Below are 17,293 nucleotides of genomic sequence, written 5' to 3' on the forward strand. Positions count from 1 at the left end.
TGCCTCAGCGCAGCCCCTCGAAGAACTCCCCGATATCCGCGGCGAGCACGTCCGGCACCTCCATCGCCGCGAAGTGTCCGCCGCGCGGGAACGTCGTCCAGCGCTGCACCTGATACAGCCGCTCGTACCACGAGCGCGGCACCTGGCCTTCGGACACGAACTCGTTCGCGAACACCGCCATCGCCGTCGGCACGCGTACCCGGTCCTGCGGGCCGATCGGCGAGCCGTGCCAGCGGTTGTCGTAGTAGTCGCGCATCGATGTGGTGATCGACTCCGTCACCCACCAGATGGTGAGCATGGTCAGCAGGGCGTCGCGGTGGAAGGCGGCGTCCAGGTCGCCGTTGCTGGCGGACCACGAGCGCCACTTGTCGAGCACCCATGCGGCCAGGCCGGCGGGGGAGTCGTTCAGTGCGTAGCCGAGGGTTTGGGGGCGGGTCGATTGCACGGCGCTGTAGCCGCGTTCGGTTGAGTCCCAGCGCTCCACCTGCGCGAGGTACGCCTGTTCCTCGGGCGTGAGTGGTGGTGTGTCGGGGCCGGTGTAGGGGGTCAGTTCCGGTGTGCTCAGGTGGATCCCGATCACGCGCGCGGGTTCCAGCAGTGCCATGTGCGTGGCGATGCCCGAGCCGAAGTCGCTGCCGCCCGCGCCGTATCGTTCGTAGCCGAGGCCCTGCATGAGTTGGTGCCACATGCCGGCGACGTGCCGTCGGTCGACCCCGGCGTGGGGCGGCCGTTGGGAGAAGGCGTAGCCGGGGAGTGAGGGCACTACCAGGTCGAAGCGGTCGCCGAGGCGGTCCACCAGGCCCAGCAGCTCGGTGAAGGTGCTCGGCCAGCCGTGGGTCAGGATCAGCGGGATCCGGTCGCCGGTGCCGCGGTGGTGCACGAAGTGGATTCGCGCGCCGTCGATCTCGGCGGTGAAGTGGCGGTACCTGTTGAGCTCGCGCTCCGCGGTGCGCCAGTCGTACCCGTCGGCCCAGTACGCCAGCAGCTCCCGCAGGTACTCCACATCGACGCCCTGGCTCCAGGCCTTGCCGGGCGCCGGGTCCGGCCACCGGGTCCGGCCGATGCGCTCCCGTAGGTCGTTCAGGACGGCGTCCGGCACGGACACGGTGAAAGGGGTTACGCGCATCTGCCTATGGTGTCAGGCGGTGGTTGCTAATCAGTGCAGTAAGGGCTCTGGTTCGAGGCGCTGAGGCTGACCAGCTTCCACTTGCTGCTGTCCGGCAGGATGCTCACCATCAGGCACGCGTGCTGGGCGACGGCGTCCTTGGCCGCGCGGTTGACGTACTCCATACTCACGCCCTCCCCGAGCAGGCACAGGATCCCGCCGCACAGTACGACCACGGCCGCGTGCAGGGCGACGGTGCTCAGGATCGGGTGGTCGGTGAGGGTGCTGGCCAGGGTCTTGGTGTCGCCGCGGGAGACGAAGCGTTCGCAAGGGGGCGTGCCGCAGACCTTGGTCGCGTCGTGGGAGGGCGTGGCTGAGGCGACTGCGGATGTGCCGCCGGAACTGGACGAAGAGGAGGAGCCCGAGTCGGCTGTGGACTTGCACGCTGCGGCGAAGAGCATCAGCAGCGTCAGGATCAGCGCCAGGCCCGTACGGCCTCGGACATTCGTGTGGTCGGCCATGATTCCCCCACTGTTGTACGTAAAGGCCTGATGTACTTACCGGCCCTTTTCCACACTAGCGCGACGTCGCCGACTGTTCCCGTGGCGATTCGGGCGAGAGACGGGGTCCGGTGCCACGTCATTCGGCGTGCAGGACGAAGAACAGGAAGCACAAGAACGCCGAGCGGTCCGCCCTGATCTCGTCCGGGAACAGCTCGCGGGCCCGCGGTCCCGGCGGCGGCTCGCTGATGACGGAGATGCCGAAGCCCGCGGCGGTGAAGGCGTCGGTCATGGCGTGCAGGGGACGGTGCCAGAATTTCATCAGGGCATTGTGACCGCCGAAGCCCCACTGCTCGGACCGCTCGCGCGTCGCGAAGTAGTCGGCCTCCGGGTCCATCAGGGTCGTCACGAGTGGGTGGTCCACCGCCACGATCAGCCGCCCGCCGGGCCGCAGCACCCGCCGCAGCTCCGCCAGCGGGGCCGACCAGTCCCGCAGGTAGTGCAGGACCAGGCACGCGACCGCGTCGTCGAACGAGTCGTCAGCGAAGGGCAGTGGCTCGCTCAGGTCGGCCAGCCGCAGGTCCGCATCCGCGCCGAGCCGCGTGCGGGCCAGTTCGAGCATCTGGACGCTGGAATCCATGCCCGTCACGACGGCGCCGCGCTCCCGCAACGCCGCGGACAGCGGCCCGGCCCCGCACCCGACGTCCAGCACCCGCCTGCCCGCCACATCCCCGGCGAGGTCCAGCATCGCCGGACGGGTGTAGTGGCCGTTGATGAGGTTGGACTCGGTCTCGGCGGCGTAGGCCTCGGCGAAGCTGTCGTAGTCGTTGAACGGCATGAGGTGATCTTGCCCTAACCCCGAAAATAGTCCCGAATCAACTGCTCCACCGTCAGCGAGGCCCCCAGCGCCGCCGCGCCGGCCAGCACCGCGCCGCTCCCCAGGGCCGAGGTTTCCAGCCGAGGCGGGTACGGCAGGCGCATCGCGAGGCGTTCGGCCACCGGGGTCAGGAGCAGGTCGCCGTTCAGGCCGATCCCGCCGCCGAGCACGACCAGCTCCACGTCCACCACCGCCGAGGCCACGGCCACGTAGTTGGTGATCCGGCGGGCCTCTTCGTCCACCACGTCCAGCGCCGCGGTGTCGTCGGCGCGGGCCAGCTCGAAGACACGCTCCATCGTCAGGTCCTGCTCGCCCGGGAGCTTGGCCGCCGCGTACTGCAGGATCGCCACGGCGCAGGGGTCGATCGCGGTCGGCACGTCGGGTTCGGGGCCGTGGGGGGTGTCGACGTACTCGGGTTCGAAGGCGCTGTCCAGCTCGCCGGCGGCGCCCTTGAAGCCGCGGACCAGGTTGCCGCCGAGGACCAGGCCGGCGCCGACACCGGTGCCGATGGACAGGAACAGGAAGCTGTCGGCGGTGCCGCCGCTGCCGCGGGCGTATTCGCCGTGGGCGGCCAGGTTGATGTCGTTCTCGACCGTCACCGGGATCTGAAGGGCGGCGCTGAACTTCTCGCGCGCGGCCCAGCCCTGCATGCCGGGGACGTTGGCCGCCTCCCAGACGCTGCCGTCGTGCCGGTCCACCACACCGGGGACGCCGACCACCGCGTGCTTCACCGCCTCCGGGGCGATCTCGGCGGCGGCGGCCAGCTCGCGGGCCAGCACCACCGCGGCGCCGATCATGCTGTCGGCGTCCAGGCCGTCGACCTCGGCGTCGCGGCGTACCACCTCGGCGCCGTCCAGGCCGACCAGGGCGGCGCGCAGGTGGCGGGCGCCGACGTCGAAGGCGACCGCGTAGGCCGCCTCGGGGCGCGGCTTGAAGAACACCGCGCCGTAGGTGAAGCCGCGGGAGGCGTCGGCCGTTTCGACGACCAGGCCGATCTGCAGCAGGTCCTCCAGCACGGCGGAGACCGTGGGCTTGGAGATGCCGGTGGCGCGGGAGATCTCGGCACGGGAGATCGGGGCGTGCTGCTCGATCACGCGCCACACTGTGCGCAGGTTCAGCTCGCGGACCGTGGCGGAGGTGGCCGGGGTGGGCCGGGCGCCGGGTGGGTTCATCGCCCCAGGATAGGGACGGGTCTCAGGCTGGTCGCTCATGCCTCGCTCTTGCGTTCTCAGTCCTCGCCGGCCGATGCCGCCGCCCGGATGTCCGCCGGGGTTCCGGGGACGAGTTCGAGGTCGTCGATCCAGGCGGCATCTGCTGAGTAAACAGCACGGAACGGCCTGCCGACCAGACGGGGGTCACGCGCTTGCAGGTAGCGCAGTTCGAAGTAGCGGCCCGCGCCCGCTTCCTCGGTGACGCCGTCCACCACGATCTTGCCGTTGGTGGTGGACATCACCGGGCCGCGGACGGTGCGGGCCAGGCCCGGCAGGGTGCTGTAGGCGTCGCGGAAGATGGCGGCGGCGCGGGCCAGCGGGATCTTGAAGTAGTCGCGCGGGCCGGTGTCGCGGGCCACGAACATGTAGTACGGGACGGCGCCCGCGCGCTGTTCGGCGCGCCACAGCCGGGCCCACGCCGCGGCGTCGTCGTTGACCCGGCCGATGACCGGGGCCTGGCAGTAGACGACCGCGCCGGTGTCGCGGATCCGGGCCAGCGCGGTGCGGGCGATGGCCGGCTCCAGCTCGACCGGGTGGCTCAGGTGCGCCATCAGCGCCGGGGTCTTGCCGGCCTCGGCGATCTGCTCGAACAGCCGCAAGGTGGCGTCGGCGTCGTGGTCGGTGACATAGCGGTGCGGCCAGCTGGCCACCGACTTGGTGCCGATCCGTACGGTCTGCAGCGATTCCACGGCCAGGAACGGCTCCAGGTGCTGCCGGAGCCGCTCGGCGGTCATCACCATCGGGTCGCCGCCGGTGACCAGCACGTCGGTGATCTCCGGGTGCCGTCGCAGGTATTCGACGGCGCGTGAGGGTTCGGGGGCGGCGAACCGCAGTTCCGGCTCGCCGACGAACTGGGCCCAGCGGAAACAGTAGGTGCAGTAGGCGTGGCAGGTCTGGCCCGCCGCGGGGAAGTACAGCAGGGTCTGGTCGTACTTGTGTTGTGTGCCGGGCACCGGGCCGGAGGCGTCCTGCGGGACGTTCAAGTCCTGCTGGTGCTCCGGATGCGGGTTCAGACCGGCCCGGATGCTCGCGATCGCCCGGGCCAGCTCGCCCGGGTCGCCGCCGTCGCGGGCCGTGGTGAGTAGCTGTTCGTCGGCCGGGGACAACATGCCCGGCTGCGGGAAGAACAAGTGGAAGATCGGGTCGGAATGTGGTTCCGACCAGTCGATCAGTTCGTTGAGAACATATTCGTTGACCCGGAACGGCAGGACCAGCGAGAACAAGCGGACGCTCTCGCGGAGCCGGGATCGGAGTCCGTACTTCGTGGCGATCTCGTCGAGCCGGTTCGGGCCCAGGGCCTGGAACCGGTCGGCGACGGGACGGCCACCGGTGGTGTGCTGCACGCCCTGACGCTACCTGACGCCGGGGACGGATGGATCCGAGGTTCGAAGCAGGAGATAGGCCGTGTCGGGGATCTCCCCGTAGACCCGGCGGAAGGCGGAGTCCAGCACGGCCCCGACCTGGTCCCGGTCGGCGGTCTCCAGCCGGCACGAGCGGCCGTCGTTCGCCGCCAGCACCTCGCCGACCGAGCGCCGCAGGAAGCGCTCGACGCGGCGGGAGGCGACGTAGCGGCGGCCGTCTTCCAGGTCGACGAAGCGGACCAGGTAGGTGCGCTCGATGTTGTCGTCGGTCACCGTGACCGGGGTCAGCGCCTGGTGCGGCGCGGCGGCGTGCCAGACGGCCTGGAACCGGTTGTTGACGAAGGATCCCAGCGGGCTGTCGACCATCACCTCCAGCTGTTCGGCGCGGCCGGACAGCTTGCCCACCGGGTAGAACGACACCAGCGCGCGGTCGTCCCAGCGGTACATCGTGACGTCCGGACCGGAGGAGTACAGCCGCACCTGGAAGTCGGCGGCCGAGCCGAGCGCGCGCGGGCCGCCCTCCTGCTCGAAGGAGCGGTGCAGCCGGGTGATCGTCTCCAGGTTCCGCTCCAGCATCGGGCCGAGTTCGTCGGCCCGGCCCAGCTCCAGGTCGCGCTGCTCGGCGGCCAGGGTGGTCGGGTTGATCAGCAGGACCCTGATGGACACCCCGCGCGCCACGGCCTCGCGGACCACTGCCTGGAACCGCGCCGCGTGCGGCTCGGCCAGCAGGTTGGAGTAGGTGTCCAGGATCCGGATCACGCTGTTCGCCCGCCCGGCGTTGGCCAGGAACTGCGAGTAGTCCAGTTCGGCGTGTTCCCGGACGCCGCCCTGCCCGGCGCGCTCGATGATCGGGGTGATGACGTAGATGGTGAAGACCGCGCCGATCAGGTCCGCGGCGGTGTTCAGCGCGAAGTTCGGCCAGTACGGCGCGACGGTGCGGCCGATCCAGCCCAGGGTGAGGATCGCGGCCAGACCCACGACCAGCCCGGTGATCCAGCGCGGGTCCGGGGCGCGGCGGCGCAGCCGGGGCAGCGGCCGCAGCCGGCGGATCAGAGATATGCGACGCGACCGGGACGACTCAAGGCGCGGGTATGCGCGCGGGCCGCGCCGGCCGCGTCGGTCCTCCTGATCAGAGCGTCCCCGCTCCCCGAAATCCATGGTGCCGAAGGCTACTGGTGATGATCGAGTTCTGCCAGGGCTCGCAGGTCACCCATGAGCTCGCGGGGCTACCGCCCCGGTCGCCAGGGCAGCGGCCAGTCTTTTCCTCGCAATGCGGCATCGGTCCCACCGTCACAGAACACGACCGAGCCGACGAGGAAGGAGGCCTGGTCCGACAACAGGAACGCGGCGGTGGCCGCGACTTCCTCCGGGCGCCCCGGTCGGCCGGCCGGGATGGTCTTCTCGAAGGCGGCCATGGCCTCGGCGGTGAGCCCGTCGGTGCGGGCGGCCTGGGTCATCGGGGTGTCGATCATGCCGGGGGCGACGGCGTTCAGCCGGACGCCGTCGCCGATCCAGTCGGCGGCGCGGGTGCGGGTGTACCAGGCCAGTGCGGCTTTGGTGGCCGGGTAGGTCGGGATCGCGCTGGGGCCGCCGAGGGCGTCGGCCAGGGCGCGGGCCCGCGGTTCGTCGCCGGCCAGACAGGCTTCGGCGACGTCGGTCGACCAGTCGGGCTGGCAGGTGATGGAGTTCGAGGACGGCAGGACGACCGCGCTGCTTCCGGCCGCCTTCAACGCCGGGCGCAGACCCTCCAGGAGCGTGATCGCGCCGAAGTAGTTGACCGAGACCAGCAGCGAGCCGGGGCGGCCGGTGGCCGGGCCCAGGCCCGCGAAGGGGAGCAGGCCGTCCAGGCGGCCGTGACAGAGTTCTGTGACGGCGGCGACCGCGTCGGCCCGGCCTTCGGCCGTGCCCAGATCGGCGTCGACGTCGGCCCCGGCCAGATCCACGCCGATCACCCGGTGGCCCTCGTCGACCAGCCAGGTGGCCAGGGTCGCGCCGATGCCGGAGGCGGCGCCGGTGACGGCTATGGTGGCCATGGCGTGCAGCGTAGGCCGAAGCGGTGCGGAATGTAAGAGTGCTCATTGAGTGCTCATCGGTTATGAGAGCACTCATTGGTTGAGAGCTCAGCGCCTCTGGCATCTTGGCGGGCGCCGTTCTATGGTCCGCGCCGTGACGACGTCAGCGGCGATTCCGAACGAATCGGGCACCGGGGTGCCTGATGTCCTGGCTCCGGCGGCCCTCGGCCCGGTCCGGCTCCGCAACCGCGTGATCAAGTCCGCGACGTTCGAAGGCGCCACTCCCGAGGCCCTGGTGACCGACCGGCTCATCGCCTACCATCGCCGCCCGGCCGCCGGCGGCGTGGGCATGACCACGGTCGCCTACCTCGCGGTGTCCCCGGAGGGCCGCACCGAACGCCGCCAGATCCACTGGCGTCCCGAAGCCGTGCCGGGACTGCGCACGCTGACCGACGCCGTCCACGCCGAGGGCGCGGCGGTCGCGGCGCAGATCGGCCACGCCGGACCCGTGGCCGACGCGCGCTCGAACCGGGCCACGGCCTTGTCCTGCTCGCCGATGCTGAGCCCGCTCAGCTTCCGGCGTACCCGCGCCGCGACCGCCGCCGACATCGGGCGGATCACCGCCGACCACGCCCGGGCCGCTCGCCTGGCGATCGAATCAGGGTTCGACAGCGTCGAGATCCACCTCGGCCACAACTACTTCGCCAGCGCCTTCCTGTCGCCCCGGCTGAACAAACGCGACGACGAGTACGGCGGCTCGCTCGCCAACCGCGCCAAGGTCGCGCTCGGCCTGGCCCGCGCGGTGCGGGCCGAGGTCGGCGACCGGATCGCGGTCACCGCGAAGCTGAACATGGAGGACGGCTATCGCGGCGGGCTGCGCATCGAGGACAGTCTTCAGGTCGCTCAGTGGCTGCAGGAGGACGGCACATTGGACGCCCTGGAACTGACCGCCGGCAGTTCCCTGATGAACCCGATGTATCTGTTCACCGGCGATGCGCCGGTGCGGGAGTTCGCGGCGCAGTTCCCGCCCTTGCAACGGCTCGGGATCCGCCTGTTCGGTAAGAAGTTTCTGCGTTCCTACCCGTATCAGGACACATATCTGATGGAGCGTGCGCAGCGGTTCCGGGCCGAACTCACGATGCCGCTCATCCTGCTCGGCGGCATCACCACGCGGGCCACGATGGACCGGGCCATGGCCGCCGGTTTCCAGTACGTCGCGATGGGCCGTGCGCTGCTGCGCGAGCCGGACCTGATAAACCGCATCGCGGCGGACGCTGCCACGCCGTCGCTGTGTATTCACTGCAACCGTTGCATGCCGACGATATACACCGGGACTCGGTGCCCTGAGATACCTTGACGGCTTCCCGGCCCGGCCGTCCCGGGCGCGTCATCCGATTGATCTTTCAACGTGCGGCGGAAGAGCCGCACGATCCCGGCCGGCAGGCACGCTCAGCTTCCCCCGAACGGCGCATGGCGGCTCGCCACCCCCGGCCGCCCGGGAGCCAGGATGGCGGAGGTGTTCGAACACCAGGCGTCGCCTCGGGTCGGCGGGTTCTCCCGCCGCGACGGCGCTTTCTGATCCCCCGGAGGGGGAGTCATGTTCTCTCGTCGAATCGCTTCCCGGATCGGCGTCGGATTCGGTGCCCTCGCGCTGGCGAGCGCCCCGCTGGCCGCCTACGCGGCCGACACGCAGATGCCGGCCAAGGCCGCCGCCTCCTGTAGCAACCAGGGCTGCAACGGCAAGGATCCGCAGGCCACCGGCTGCTCGCAGACCTACCAGGCCCGCAACATCCGGACCGCGTCGATCATGAGCAACGGCAAGCAGGTCGGCTGGGTCGAGCTGCGCTGGTCGCCGTACTGCGGCAACAATTGGGCCCGGGTGGTCTCCACCGCCGGCTCGGCCAACGTGGCCGCGACCGCCACCCGCTCCGACGGCGCCAAGATGTCGGCGTCCGGCAAGGGCACCGTGGTCTGGACCCCGATGATCTTCGGCCGCGACCTGTGCGTCTCGGCGACCGGGACCATCAACGGGGCCACCGCGACCACCTCCTGCGGATGACGGCGCGGCCGACCGGGCAGATGATGGAGACGGTACCGGCCAAGCGGTGTCACTGCGCGTAGCCGGCAGCAGGACCTGTCCCCTCCCAGAAGCGGGGCGGGCCGCACGACATTGGCGGCCCGCCCGCACTCTTCTGGCGGCAGAGCGGCAGAGCGGCAGAGTGTCAAACCAGGTCGAGCAGCTCCGTCAGGGAACTGATCGCCGGCACGCCGGCCTCGTTCGGCGCCGCATCGCCGTCCCGCAGCATCGCGCGCCCCTGATATCCCAGCGCGACGGCGGCCGCGACCAGTTCCGGGGAGTCGTCCACGAACAGGCAGTCGCCCGGGGCCAGGCCGAGGGCTTCGCTGGCGTGGTGGTACATCCTCGGGTCCGGCTTCTGACAGCCCAGCACCGCCGAGATCGCGTAGGCGTCGAAGAAGCCGCCCAGGCCCAGGGCGTCGTGCAGATCGGGCAGGGTCGGCCAGGCGTCGGAGACGACGGCCATCGGCACGCCGCGGGCACGCAGCGCCGTCAGCGTCGGGATCACGTCGGGGAACGTTTCCAGGACGGCGGTCGGCGGGATGTCGCGAACCAGCGCGGCCAGCAGTTCCGGCGACGCCTCGACGCCGATGTGCTCCAGCATCGCGCGGTGGTAACCGTTGAGTTCCGGGGTGGTGGTCGCGGCGGCCATGACGCGGTCGCCTTCGCGGACCGCCTCGGCCAGATCCTCGTCGGTCACGTGCCGAACGTGTGCTTTCACCGTCGCCTCGAAGTCGGCACGGGGATTCCAGCGGCCGCCGATGGGCCGCATCAGGACGCCGCCGGAGTCGAGCAGAAGCGCTTTGGGAGTCTGAGTCACAGCCCTGATAGTAGATCGCCGTACCGCGCGACCTGCTCCAAAGCCCGCGCCGGCGGGAACCGCAGATCCTCAGGCTGCTTCGCCGCCGCCAACTGCTCCCACGTCACCGGGGCCGACACCGCCGGCTGCGGTGTGGCGCGCAGCGAGTACGGCGCGATCGTGGTCTTGGCGTGGGTGTTCTGCGACCAGTCCACGAACACCTTCCCGGGCCGCTCGGCCTTGGCCATGCTCGACACCACCAGATCGCGGTGCGTGCCCTCCAACGCCCGGGCGATGGTGTGCGCGAGTTCGCGGGCCTGCTCGCCCGGGACGTCGGTCAGCGGCGCGTACAGGTGCAGCCCCTTGGCGCCGGAGGTCTTCGCGGACAGCTCCAAACCGTGCGCGGACAACAGATCGCGGGCGGCCAGCGCGACCCGGACGCAGTCCACGACCGTGGCCGGCGCCCCCGGATCCAGGTCCAGCACCAGCAGATCGTGGTGCGCCTGGTCGGACACCCGCCACTGCGGGACGTGGAACTCGATCGCCGCCAGGTTCGCCGCCCACATCAGCGAGGCCAGGCCGTCGATCAGGACGTACTGGACCTTCTTGCCGGAGCTGCTGGCCGCGATGTCCGCGGTGCGGACCCAGGACGGCCGGTGCGCGGGCGCGTGCTTGGCGAAGAACCCTGAGGCGTCCACGCCGTCCGGGTAGCGGATGAACGTCACCGGCCGGTCGGTCAGGTGCGGCAGCATCACCGGCGCGATCCGGGCGTAGTAGTCGAGGATCTCGCCCTTGGTGAAGCCGGCTTCGGGATAGAGGACCTTGTCGAGGTTGCTCAGCTTCACCGCCCGGCCCTCGATCTCAATGGTCTGCGACGCCTGCCCCTCAGGACTCACGGACCACCTCCGCGGCGTCCTTGTCGGGCCGGATCCCCTTGAAGACGGGGTGTCGCAGCCGGCCCTTCGACGTCCACTCGCCGAACGTCACCTCGGCCACCACCACCGGCTCGACCCAGGTGGCCACCCGCGCGTCGACGACGTCCACGGCCGTCGCGAACGGGCTGTCCGGCACCGCCAGTTCCGCCAACGCCTCCAGCAGGACCCGGCGATCGTGTTCGGTGAAGCCGCTGCCCACCTTGCCGACGTAGCGCAGCCGGCCGGCGTCGTCCGGCACTCCTAGCAGCAGCGCGCCGATCTGTGTTTGTCGACCGATCTGTGTTTGTTGTTGGTATCCCCGGGTGCGGCGACCGGCGGCGTCCTGACTCTTCAGCGGGGTGAAGCCGCCGATGACCGCGGACTGCGAGTCGGTCAGCTTGATCTTGCGCCACGCCGGCGAGCGCGTCCCGGGCTGGTAGGAGGAGTCCAGGCGCTTGGCCACCACGCCTTCCAGCCCGGCGGCGCGCGCCGCGGCGAGCACGTCGGCGACCGGGGTGTCGGGGAACGTCGGCGGGGTCTGCCAGTGCGGTCCGGACAGTTCCAGGGACTCCAGGAGCTCGCGGCGGTCTTTGTAGGGGAGGTCCAGGGTGGAGCGGCCGTCCAGATGGAGCAGGTCGAAGATCAAGTAAGAGGCCGGATTCGTCCGGGACAGCCGGACCGCTTCCGATCCGCGGGTGCCGAAACGGGTCTGGAGCGCGCCGAAGCTGACCTTGCCGGCGTCGTCCAGGGCGATGATCTCGCCGTCGAGCAGGAGGTGTGCGCTGCTGACCGTCTTGGCCAGGGCCTTGATCTCGGGGTAGGTGTCGGTGAGGTCGTTGCCGTTGCGGGAGCGCAGCCTGGCCCGGCCGCCCTCGATGCGGCACAGGGCCCTGATCCCGTCCCACTTGAACTCGGTGGCCCAGCCGGTGCCGGCACCGATACCGGCTGGGCCACCGATGCCGGTGCCGGTGCCGGTGCCGGTCGGGGCGGTGCCGGGGATCGCGAGCATCGGCCGCAGGTCGTCAGGGACGGCTGCGAAGTCAGAGTCCTGACCCTTCTCGCGGTGGATCATCCAGTCCGCGCCGCCGGTGCGGAACAGGGTGTAGCGACCGGAAAGGCGTTCGCCCGCCAGTTCGACTTTGACCTCGTCGTCGGTCCATTTCTCCGGGGTGTAGGTGCCGCGGTCATAGGTGGCGACGGTTCCCGCGCCGTATTCGCCGGCCGGGATGCGTCCGGTGAAGTCGGCGTATTCGACCGGATGGTCCTCGGTGCGCACGGCGCGGTGATTGCGCCTGGGATCGGTGGGGACGCCTTTGGGCAGCGCCCAGGAGACCAGGACGCCGTCGTGTTCCAGGCGGAAGTCCCAGTGCAGGGCGGTGGCGCGGTGTTCCTGGACCACGAAGATCGGCTGGCGGTTCTTTCCGCTTCGCGCGCGCTTGCCCGGCGCCGCCCGGGGAACCGGCTCGGGGGTGCGTGCCGCGTCGCGCTTGGCGCGGTACTCGCGCAGCCGGTCTCCCGGCACCGGGGGAGGAGGCGCGGCGGGGGGCACCGTTCCATGACATCCCGGGCCCGGCCGGGGTGCGAGTCCGGATGATCCGAATTAGCGTCGGGGCATGCGGGCGATCTGGAGCGGCGTCATCTCCTTCGGCATGGTGACGGTGCCGGTGAAGATGTTCGGCGCGACCGAGGAGAAGCGGGTCGCGTTCCACCAGGTGCACGCCGCCGACGGCGGCCGGGTGCGGCAGAAGCGGGTCTGCGAACTGGACGGCGCCGAGGTGCCGACGGCCGACATCGCCAAGGGGTACCAGCTGCCGGACGGGGACGTGGTGGTGCTCACCGCCACGGACTTCGAAGGGCTGCCGGAGGCGATCGCGAAGACCATCTCGGTCGAGGCGTTCGTGCCGGAGGAGCAGATCGACCCGATCATGTATTCGAAGTCGTACTACCTGGCGCCGGACAAACTGGGCGTGCGCCCCTACGCGCTGCTGCGCGACGCGATGGCCGCCTCCGGGCGGGTGGCGGTGGTGCGGTTCGCGATGCGGGAGCGGGAGAGCCTGGCCGCGCTGCGGGTGCGCGACGACGTGCTCACGCTGGAGACCATGCTGTGGGCCGACGAGATCCGCAAGCCCGACTTCGACTTCCTGGACTCCAAGGTCGAGCCGAAGACCGCCGAGCTGAAGATGGCCGAACTGCTGATCGACTCGCTCAGCGCCGACTTCAACCCCGAGGACTACCACGACAACTACCGCGAGGCGCTGGAGGAGATCATCGAGGCGAAGGTCGCCGGCCGCGAGGTGGTGACCCCGCCGGCGCCGGCCGAGGGCGGGGCGCAGGTGATCGATCTGATGGCGGCGCTGAAGGCGAGTGTGGAGGCGGCGAAGAAGACGCGCGGGGCGGGGGAGGAGAAGGCTGAGAAGCCGGCGGCGAAGAAGAGCACTGCGAAGAAGACAGCTGCGAAGAAGGCCGCGACACCCGCGCGCGCGGCGAAGGGGGCGCGAGGCGAGACGAAGACCACGGATCTGCACAAGCCCGCGCGTAAGAAGCCCGCTACCAAGTCGACGTCTACCCGCCGCAGCGCCTGAGCCGCTCTTGGTCTCAGAGCGTGAGCGGAGCTCTTGCCTCAGAGTGCGAGGCGGGCTCTTGCTTCAGAGTGCGAGGCGGGCTCTTGCTTCAGAGCGCAGGCGGCCTCTTTGCTTCAGAGTCTGCTTCAGAGCGCGAGCCGGGCCGCATCTCGGTGATGGCTTCGTCATCCGCTTCGGGGGCGGTACTCGGGTCGGGTCGAAAGGTGTGAACCGCATTAGGGCACGACCATCAGCCGCCCGATGCTCTCATCCGGCGTGGGCGATCACCAGCGCGACCGCGGCGTCGAGGCCGCCGGGGACGGCGTTGGAGCCGGCGTTGGAGTCGGCGGCGCGCGCGGCGCGGGCCGCCGCCACGACACCGCCGTCCAGGACGACCGCGGCCGGCCGGTGGGCGAGCAGCGCCGACAGCACCTCCTGGGCCGGCGGTGCCAGCTCGGAGCCGCCCAGCGCGAGCTCGGCGAGGATCAGGGCCGACATGGTCCAGTCCAGGCCCGGCGGACCCTGGCGGGTGTTCACCCAGTCGATGACGACCGGGCCTTCGGACGTATGGATCACGTTCAGGGGATGCAGGTCGAGGTGCAGGATGGCCGTCCCGGGTTCCCCCGCCGCGCCATCGGGGAGCGGAACGGCGTGCAGCCTGGCGAGAAGGTCGGCCAGGATCATCCCGACCTCGGCGGTGCCGACCTCCCCGGCCTGTGCCGCGTCCATCAACGTCGGCCCGGTCACCCGCCGCATCACCAGGTCGGTGGACGCCTCGTCGCCGGCGGGGCGGATCTCGGGCACCGGGTAGCCGTGGGGGTGCAGGTGGGCCATGACCGCGGCTTCCCGCGACTGGGAGCGGCCGTCGCGGTTGCGGCGCAGGACCCAGGAACCGTCGAGCGCGTAGACGTCCGCGTCGCGTCCGGAACCGATGAGTTCGCCGATCATCACGGACCAACGGTAGCGGCCGGGCGGGGGCTGAGGCTCCCCGCCGGCGCGGCGACGAGACCGCCGGCGACCGAGGCCGGCCTCAGCTCCAGTCGAAAGTCAGCAGCGCGAGCCGCTCGACAGGCTCGAAGAACAGCAGAATCGAGTCGGCGCCGCTACGCCGGTAGTGCCAGCCCGGCACCGAGGCCACGAATCGGAACGGATTCCCGGCGGGGCTCACGGGCCACGCGATCTGGTCGTCGTGCCCGATGTCGAACAGATCGGGCTGAACCCAATTGCCGTGCGCATCCGCCTCGCCGCCGAGCTGCTCCAGGAAGGCCACGGCATCAGCCCCGTCGAACAGCGGAGAGCCGTCCTCGCTGCGCATAAGAAGAATGCCCTCACGCCGGAAGGCGTCCCGGTGCGCCAGGTAACTGCGCCCCTCGGACTCGCAGTGCTCGTGGAGCTGCGCACGGAACTCAGGCCAGGGATCGGGCAGTTCCTCGGGGGTCGTCGCCCGCGCGAAGTAGCGCCAGTCACCGAGCAGCCGGTAGCGGTCGCCCTCCATCGAGAACCCGAGCCAGTTGGATTTCTGCAACGGCGAGTGGAAGGCTTCCGTGTGGTCGCCGAGGTAGCCCTCAGCCGGCTCCAACGGACTGACCAGATGAATCCACCCACGCCAGGCCGGGTCCACCCCGGCGAGATCGATCGAGACCAACGGGTGCAAGTGCTTCGCCAGCCCGGCCTGGTCGGCGACGAACACCTCCGCGGGCTCGGGGTAGACCCGCAACCCCGCCCCGGCAGCCATGACGTCTTCCTGCATCGTGAACCTCCATCGCGGCCCCGGTATTCGGCCGAGGCCGCCGGGTATGTAGATCGATCGAGGGACAGTCAACCTTCCCCATCGGACACTCTGGTAGCCGCCAACTTAAGCGGCAGTGCGACGTGACTTGATAGTCACTCCGCCGCTCGGCACGGAGATCGCGAGCCTGCTCCTGGCCGCGTGCCTCCTGACACTAGATGTCAGTGAACCTCCACCATGCTGGGCCCAACTCCCCACGGAAGGGCTCGCTCATGACGGACACCCTGGCCGAACCGCAGGCGGACTCCGGCTCCCAGACGGACCCGGGCACCGACGGTCGCCACGACTTCGACTTCGCCTTCGGACGGTGGCGCAACAAGCTCCGGAAGCTCGTCGACACCACCGACCCCGAGTGCACCGAGTGGGTGGAGTTCGAGGTGGTCGGCGAGATGCGGCCGATCCTGGGCGGACTGGGCAATTTCGACACGTTCGTGCCCGTCGGCCTGCCCGAAGAGGACCGTTTCGAGGGCGCGACGCTGCGCCTGTTCGATCCGGCGACCAGGCTGTGGCGGATCTGGTGGATGTCCTCGCGACACCCCGGCGGCATCGACGTTCCCGTCGAGGGACGGTTCGAGAACGGGCGCGGGCAGTTCTTCTGCGAAGAGGAGATCGGCGGGCGGCCGGCGATCGTCCGCTACGAGTGGTTCGACCTCGCACCCGGCTCCACACGGTTCGAGCAGGCGTTCTCATTCGACGGGGGCGAAACGTGGGCGGTGAACTGGATCACGACCGGGACTCGTGAGGACGACGCCTCGGCGGATGTCGCATAGTACGAATCCCGACAACGCGTCTCGAAGAGGAGGGAGCGGGTCTTCCAACGACCCGGCGGTTGAGGGTGGGAACCTGGCGAACATGTCGGGGCGTACCTTCGGCGATTTCTACCGACCATCCAGTCGTCTCGTCACCGCGTCGAATGACGGCCAAGGAGGACCTTCGCGCAGCAAGCGCAGGAATCCCTCCCCGAATCGTCTCCCGTTCGGAAACTGGTCGCCAAGCTCCCAGCGCCACGCTGCGAGCATCGCGAGGACGAGCTGTCGGCACTCGTCCAGCAGCCCTTGGTCGACGTTCGGGTAGTGCTCGCCGACCGCCTCGGGAGCATGGGCGAGGTCGAACTCGACGGGTCCGCGGCAGCATGTCTCAAGGTCGATGAACAACGGGCCGTCCTTCGTGCTGAGCACATTGCCCGACCACGGCTCGCCGTGAAGTAGTTGCTCCACGGCGCCGCGACCCTCGATCGCCTTGCGCAGGCTTCCCAGCCTGGCGCTGAGGAACACGCGGTCCGTGTCGGCGAGCTCCGGTGAGAGATCCGGGTTGGCGACGATTTGCTCCGCCTCCGCGATCCGGTCCGTGAACCGCGGGCTCGGCACGTCGACCTCGCGCATGCCGGCGTGCAGCCGCTCCAGCGCCTTGGCGTAGTCGGCTGGTGAGACGTGAGGCGTCACGGGCTCGTAGTAAGTCCACAGCGTCACTGTGAAGCCATCGCGCGTATACACGCGCGGGTCCACCCGAGGCTCCAAGGGACACACCGGGCCGCCGGCCTCGGTGAGTCGCTGAGCGAGCTCGATTTCGAACTGTGCAACCTCTTGTCCTACCGGGGCGACCCGGGCGAACACGGTGCATGGAGTAAGCCGCAGTGCCAGCTTGTTCGAGTTCTGCAGGACGATTGCGTCGTCGGTTGGCAGGTCGAGCGATGCGGCGACCGAAATCGCAGCCGTGATCGCACGTGCGATGTCGGACTTCTCCATCCCCGGACCTTGGCATCGATGAGCGAGGGCGGGCTAGTGAATTTGTGGCCGCCAGGTACCAACTGTCGTGTCCGGCACACCAGTCGCGACAGCACCATCAGCACCGTCTCGCCACCCAAAAACTGGGACTCGCCAGCTACGGCTGGTAGTCACACCCACTGCGATCCGGGGTGTAGGCGCTCACCGGTTGACACGCTCGAACAAAACTTCGAATATGGCCCGGTGGCACTGATCGCGCATACGTTCGACGGGGACGCGGCGTCCGGTGGGCCGGGTGACGGGGACCGCGCGGCGGTGGTGGCGCGGTTGCGGGTGCTGGTCGGCGGGGGTTTGGCCGGGGCC

Annotated in this window: 17 protein-coding genes; 4 read left to right on the forward strand and 13 right to left on the reverse strand. The window is 70.1% G+C overall.

Going from position 1 to position 17,293, the window contains the following annotated elements; all coding sequences use genetic code 11:
• Positions 1–4 precede the first annotated feature (4 nt).
• The 7 genes from KGQ19_RS21110 to KGQ19_RS21140 all read right to left on the reverse strand — a co-directional run bounded on the left by KGQ19_RS21110 (position 5) and on the right by KGQ19_RS21140 (position 7,087).
• Positions 5–1,126 (reverse strand): epoxide hydrolase family protein, encoded by a 1,122-nt coding sequence (locus KGQ19_RS21110; RefSeq protein ID WP_212010926.1) that lies wholly within the window; start codon positions 1,124–1,126, stop codon positions 5–7.
• Positions 1,127–1,152: 26 nt separating this feature from the next.
• Positions 1,153–1,626: a hypothetical protein gene (locus tag KGQ19_RS21115; RefSeq protein ID WP_212010927.1), complete on the reverse strand. Its 474-nt coding sequence runs from the start codon at positions 1,624–1,626 to the stop codon at positions 1,153–1,155.
• Positions 1,627–1,744: 118 nt separating this feature from the next.
• A complete protein-coding gene (locus KGQ19_RS21120; RefSeq protein WP_212010928.1) occupies positions 1,745–2,443 on the reverse strand; it encodes a class I SAM-dependent methyltransferase in 699 nt (232 codons plus the stop codon).
• Positions 2,444–2,457: 14 nt separating this feature from the next.
• Positions 2,458–3,654 (reverse strand): ROK family transcriptional regulator, encoded by a 1,197-nt coding sequence (locus KGQ19_RS21125; protein ID WP_230419075.1) that lies wholly within the window; start codon positions 3,652–3,654, stop codon positions 2,458–2,460.
• Positions 3,655–3,710: 56 nt separating this feature from the next.
• Positions 3,711–5,036, reverse strand: coding sequence for a KamA family radical SAM protein (locus tag KGQ19_RS21130; RefSeq protein WP_212010930.1), 1,326 nt, complete (start codon positions 5,034–5,036; stop codon positions 3,711–3,713).
• A gap of 9 nt (positions 5,037–5,045) precedes the next feature.
• Positions 5,046–6,212 carry a hypothetical protein gene (locus KGQ19_RS21135; protein ID WP_212010931.1) on the reverse strand — a complete coding sequence of 389 codons (1,167 nt, stop codon included), beginning with the start codon at positions 6,210–6,212 and terminating at the stop codon, positions 5,046–5,048.
• 68 nt (positions 6,213–6,280) lie between these two features.
• Entirely contained in the window at positions 6,281–7,087 is an 807-nt protein-coding gene (locus KGQ19_RS21140) for an SDR family oxidoreductase (protein ID WP_212010932.1), read from the reverse strand.
• A gap of 121 nt (positions 7,088–7,208) precedes the next feature.
• Between KGQ19_RS21140 and KGQ19_RS21145 the strand changes: the two genes are divergently transcribed.
• The gene (locus tag KGQ19_RS21145) at positions 7,209–8,423 is read left to right on the forward strand and encodes an NADH:flavin oxidoreductase (protein WP_230419076.1); all 1,215 of its coding nucleotides are present in this window, start codon (positions 7,209–7,211) and stop codon (positions 8,421–8,423) included.
• Between the two features lie 240 nt (positions 8,424–8,663).
• Positions 8,664–9,125 (forward strand): DUF2690 domain-containing protein, encoded by a 462-nt coding sequence (locus tag KGQ19_RS21150; RefSeq protein WP_212010933.1) that lies wholly within the window; start codon positions 8,664–8,666, stop codon positions 9,123–9,125.
• Positions 9,126–9,288: 163 nt separating this feature from the next.
• On the opposite strand, the gene KGQ19_RS21155 is transcribed toward KGQ19_RS21150, so the two are convergent.
• From KGQ19_RS21155 to ligD (KGQ19_RS21165), 3 genes are read right to left on the reverse strand one after another with little or no spacing between them, the layout of a single operon-like run.
• On the reverse strand, positions 9,289–9,915 hold the full coding sequence (locus KGQ19_RS21155; protein ID WP_230419079.1) for an HAD family hydrolase: 627 nt from the start codon (positions 9,913–9,915) through the stop codon (positions 9,289–9,291).
• 44 nt (positions 9,916–9,959) lie between these two features.
• Complete coding sequence (gene ligD, locus KGQ19_RS21160) at positions 9,960–10,838, reverse strand: non-homologous end-joining DNA ligase (protein ID WP_212010935.1); 879 nt, start codon at positions 10,836–10,838, stop codon at positions 9,960–9,962.
• Positions 10,828–12,405, reverse strand: a complete 1,578-nt coding sequence (gene ligD, locus KGQ19_RS21165; RefSeq protein ID WP_212010936.1) for a non-homologous end-joining DNA ligase — start codon at positions 12,403–12,405, stop codon at positions 10,828–10,830. Before ligD (KGQ19_RS21165) ends, ligD (KGQ19_RS21160) begins: the two co-directional genes overlap by 11 nt.
• 64 nt (positions 12,406–12,469) lie before the next feature.
• On the opposite strand from ligD (KGQ19_RS21165), the gene ku reads away from it, so the two are divergent.
• Positions 12,470–13,438, forward strand: coding sequence for a non-homologous end joining protein Ku (ku, locus tag KGQ19_RS21170; protein WP_212010937.1), 969 nt, complete (start codon positions 12,470–12,472; stop codon positions 13,436–13,438).
• 246 nt (positions 13,439–13,684) lie between these two features.
• Here ku and KGQ19_RS21175 read toward each other — a convergent pair whose 3' ends face one another.
• Positions 13,685–14,365: an aminoglycoside phosphotransferase family protein gene (locus tag KGQ19_RS21175; protein ID WP_230419085.1), complete on the reverse strand. Its 681-nt coding sequence runs from the start codon at positions 14,363–14,365 to the stop codon at positions 13,685–13,687.
• 82 nt (positions 14,366–14,447) lie between these two features.
• Positions 14,448–15,167 (reverse strand): hypothetical protein, encoded by a 720-nt coding sequence (locus tag KGQ19_RS21180; protein WP_212010939.1) that lies wholly within the window; start codon positions 15,165–15,167, stop codon positions 14,448–14,450.
• A gap of 251 nt (positions 15,168–15,418) precedes the next feature.
• Here KGQ19_RS21180 and KGQ19_RS21185 point away from each other — a divergent pair, with 251 nt between their 5' ends.
• Positions 15,419–15,976, forward strand: coding sequence for a hypothetical protein (locus tag KGQ19_RS21185; protein WP_212010940.1), 558 nt, complete (start codon positions 15,419–15,421; stop codon positions 15,974–15,976).
• Between the two features lie 108 nt (positions 15,977–16,084).
• Here the strand turns inward: KGQ19_RS21185 and KGQ19_RS21190 are convergent, their stop codons facing one another.
• The gene (locus KGQ19_RS21190) at positions 16,085–16,951 is read right to left on the reverse strand and encodes a phosphotransferase (protein WP_212010941.1); all 867 of its coding nucleotides are present in this window, start codon (positions 16,949–16,951) and stop codon (positions 16,085–16,087) included.
• Between the last annotated feature and the right edge of the window lie 342 nt (positions 16,952–17,293).

It is taken from the genome of Catenulispora pinistramenti (genome assembly GCF_018274385.1).
GTDB classification, from domain to species: Bacteria; Actinomycetota; Actinomycetes; order Streptomycetales; family Catenulisporaceae; genus Catenulispora; species Catenulispora pinistramenti.

Bases quoted from the DNA above. Each gene is read 5' to 3' on its own strand.
- KGQ19_RS21110 (WP_212010926.1), bottom strand. From the start codon at position 1,126: ATGCGCGTAACCCCTTTCACCGTGTCCGTGCCGGACGCCGTCCTGAAC.
- KGQ19_RS21115 (WP_212010927.1), bottom strand. From the start codon at position 1,626: ATGGCCGACCACACGAATGTCCGAGGCCGTACGGGCCTGGCGCTGATC.
- KGQ19_RS21120 (WP_212010928.1), bottom strand. From the start codon at position 2,443: ATGCCGTTCAACGACTACGACAGCTTCGCCGAGGCCTACGCCGCCGAG.
- KGQ19_RS21125 (WP_230419075.1), bottom strand. From the start codon at position 3,654: ATGAACCCACCCGGCGCCCGGCCCACCCCGGCCACCTCCGCCACGGTC.
- KGQ19_RS21135 (WP_212010931.1), bottom strand. From the start codon at position 6,212: ATGGATTTCGGGGAGCGGGGACGCTCTGATCAGGAGGACCGACGCGGC.
- KGQ19_RS21140 (WP_212010932.1), bottom strand. From the start codon at position 7,087: ATGGCCACCATAGCCGTCACCGGCGCCGCCTCCGGCATCGGCGCGACC.
- KGQ19_RS21145 (WP_230419076.1), top strand. From the start codon at position 7,209: ATGGTCCGCGCCGTGACGACGTCAGCGGCGATTCCGAACGAATCGGGC.
- KGQ19_RS21150 (WP_212010933.1), top strand. From the start codon at position 8,664: ATGTTCTCTCGTCGAATCGCTTCCCGGATCGGCGTCGGATTCGGTGCC.
- KGQ19_RS21155 (WP_230419079.1), bottom strand. From the start codon at position 9,915: ATGCGGCCCATCGGCGGCCGCTGGAATCCCCGTGCCGACTTCGAGGCG.
- ku (WP_212010937.1), top strand. From the start codon at position 12,470: ATGCGGGCGATCTGGAGCGGCGTCATCTCCTTCGGCATGGTGACGGTG.
- KGQ19_RS21175 (WP_230419085.1), bottom strand. From the start codon at position 14,365: ATGATCGGCGAACTCATCGGTTCCGGACGCGACGCGGACGTCTACGCG.
- KGQ19_RS21180 (WP_212010939.1), bottom strand. From the start codon at position 15,167: ATGCAGGAAGACGTCATGGCTGCCGGGGCGGGGTTGCGGGTCTACCCC.
- KGQ19_RS21185 (WP_212010940.1), top strand. From the start codon at position 15,419: ATGACGGACACCCTGGCCGAACCGCAGGCGGACTCCGGCTCCCAGACG.
- KGQ19_RS21190 (WP_212010941.1), bottom strand. From the start codon at position 16,951: ATGGAGAAGTCCGACATCGCACGTGCGATCACGGCTGCGATTTCGGTC.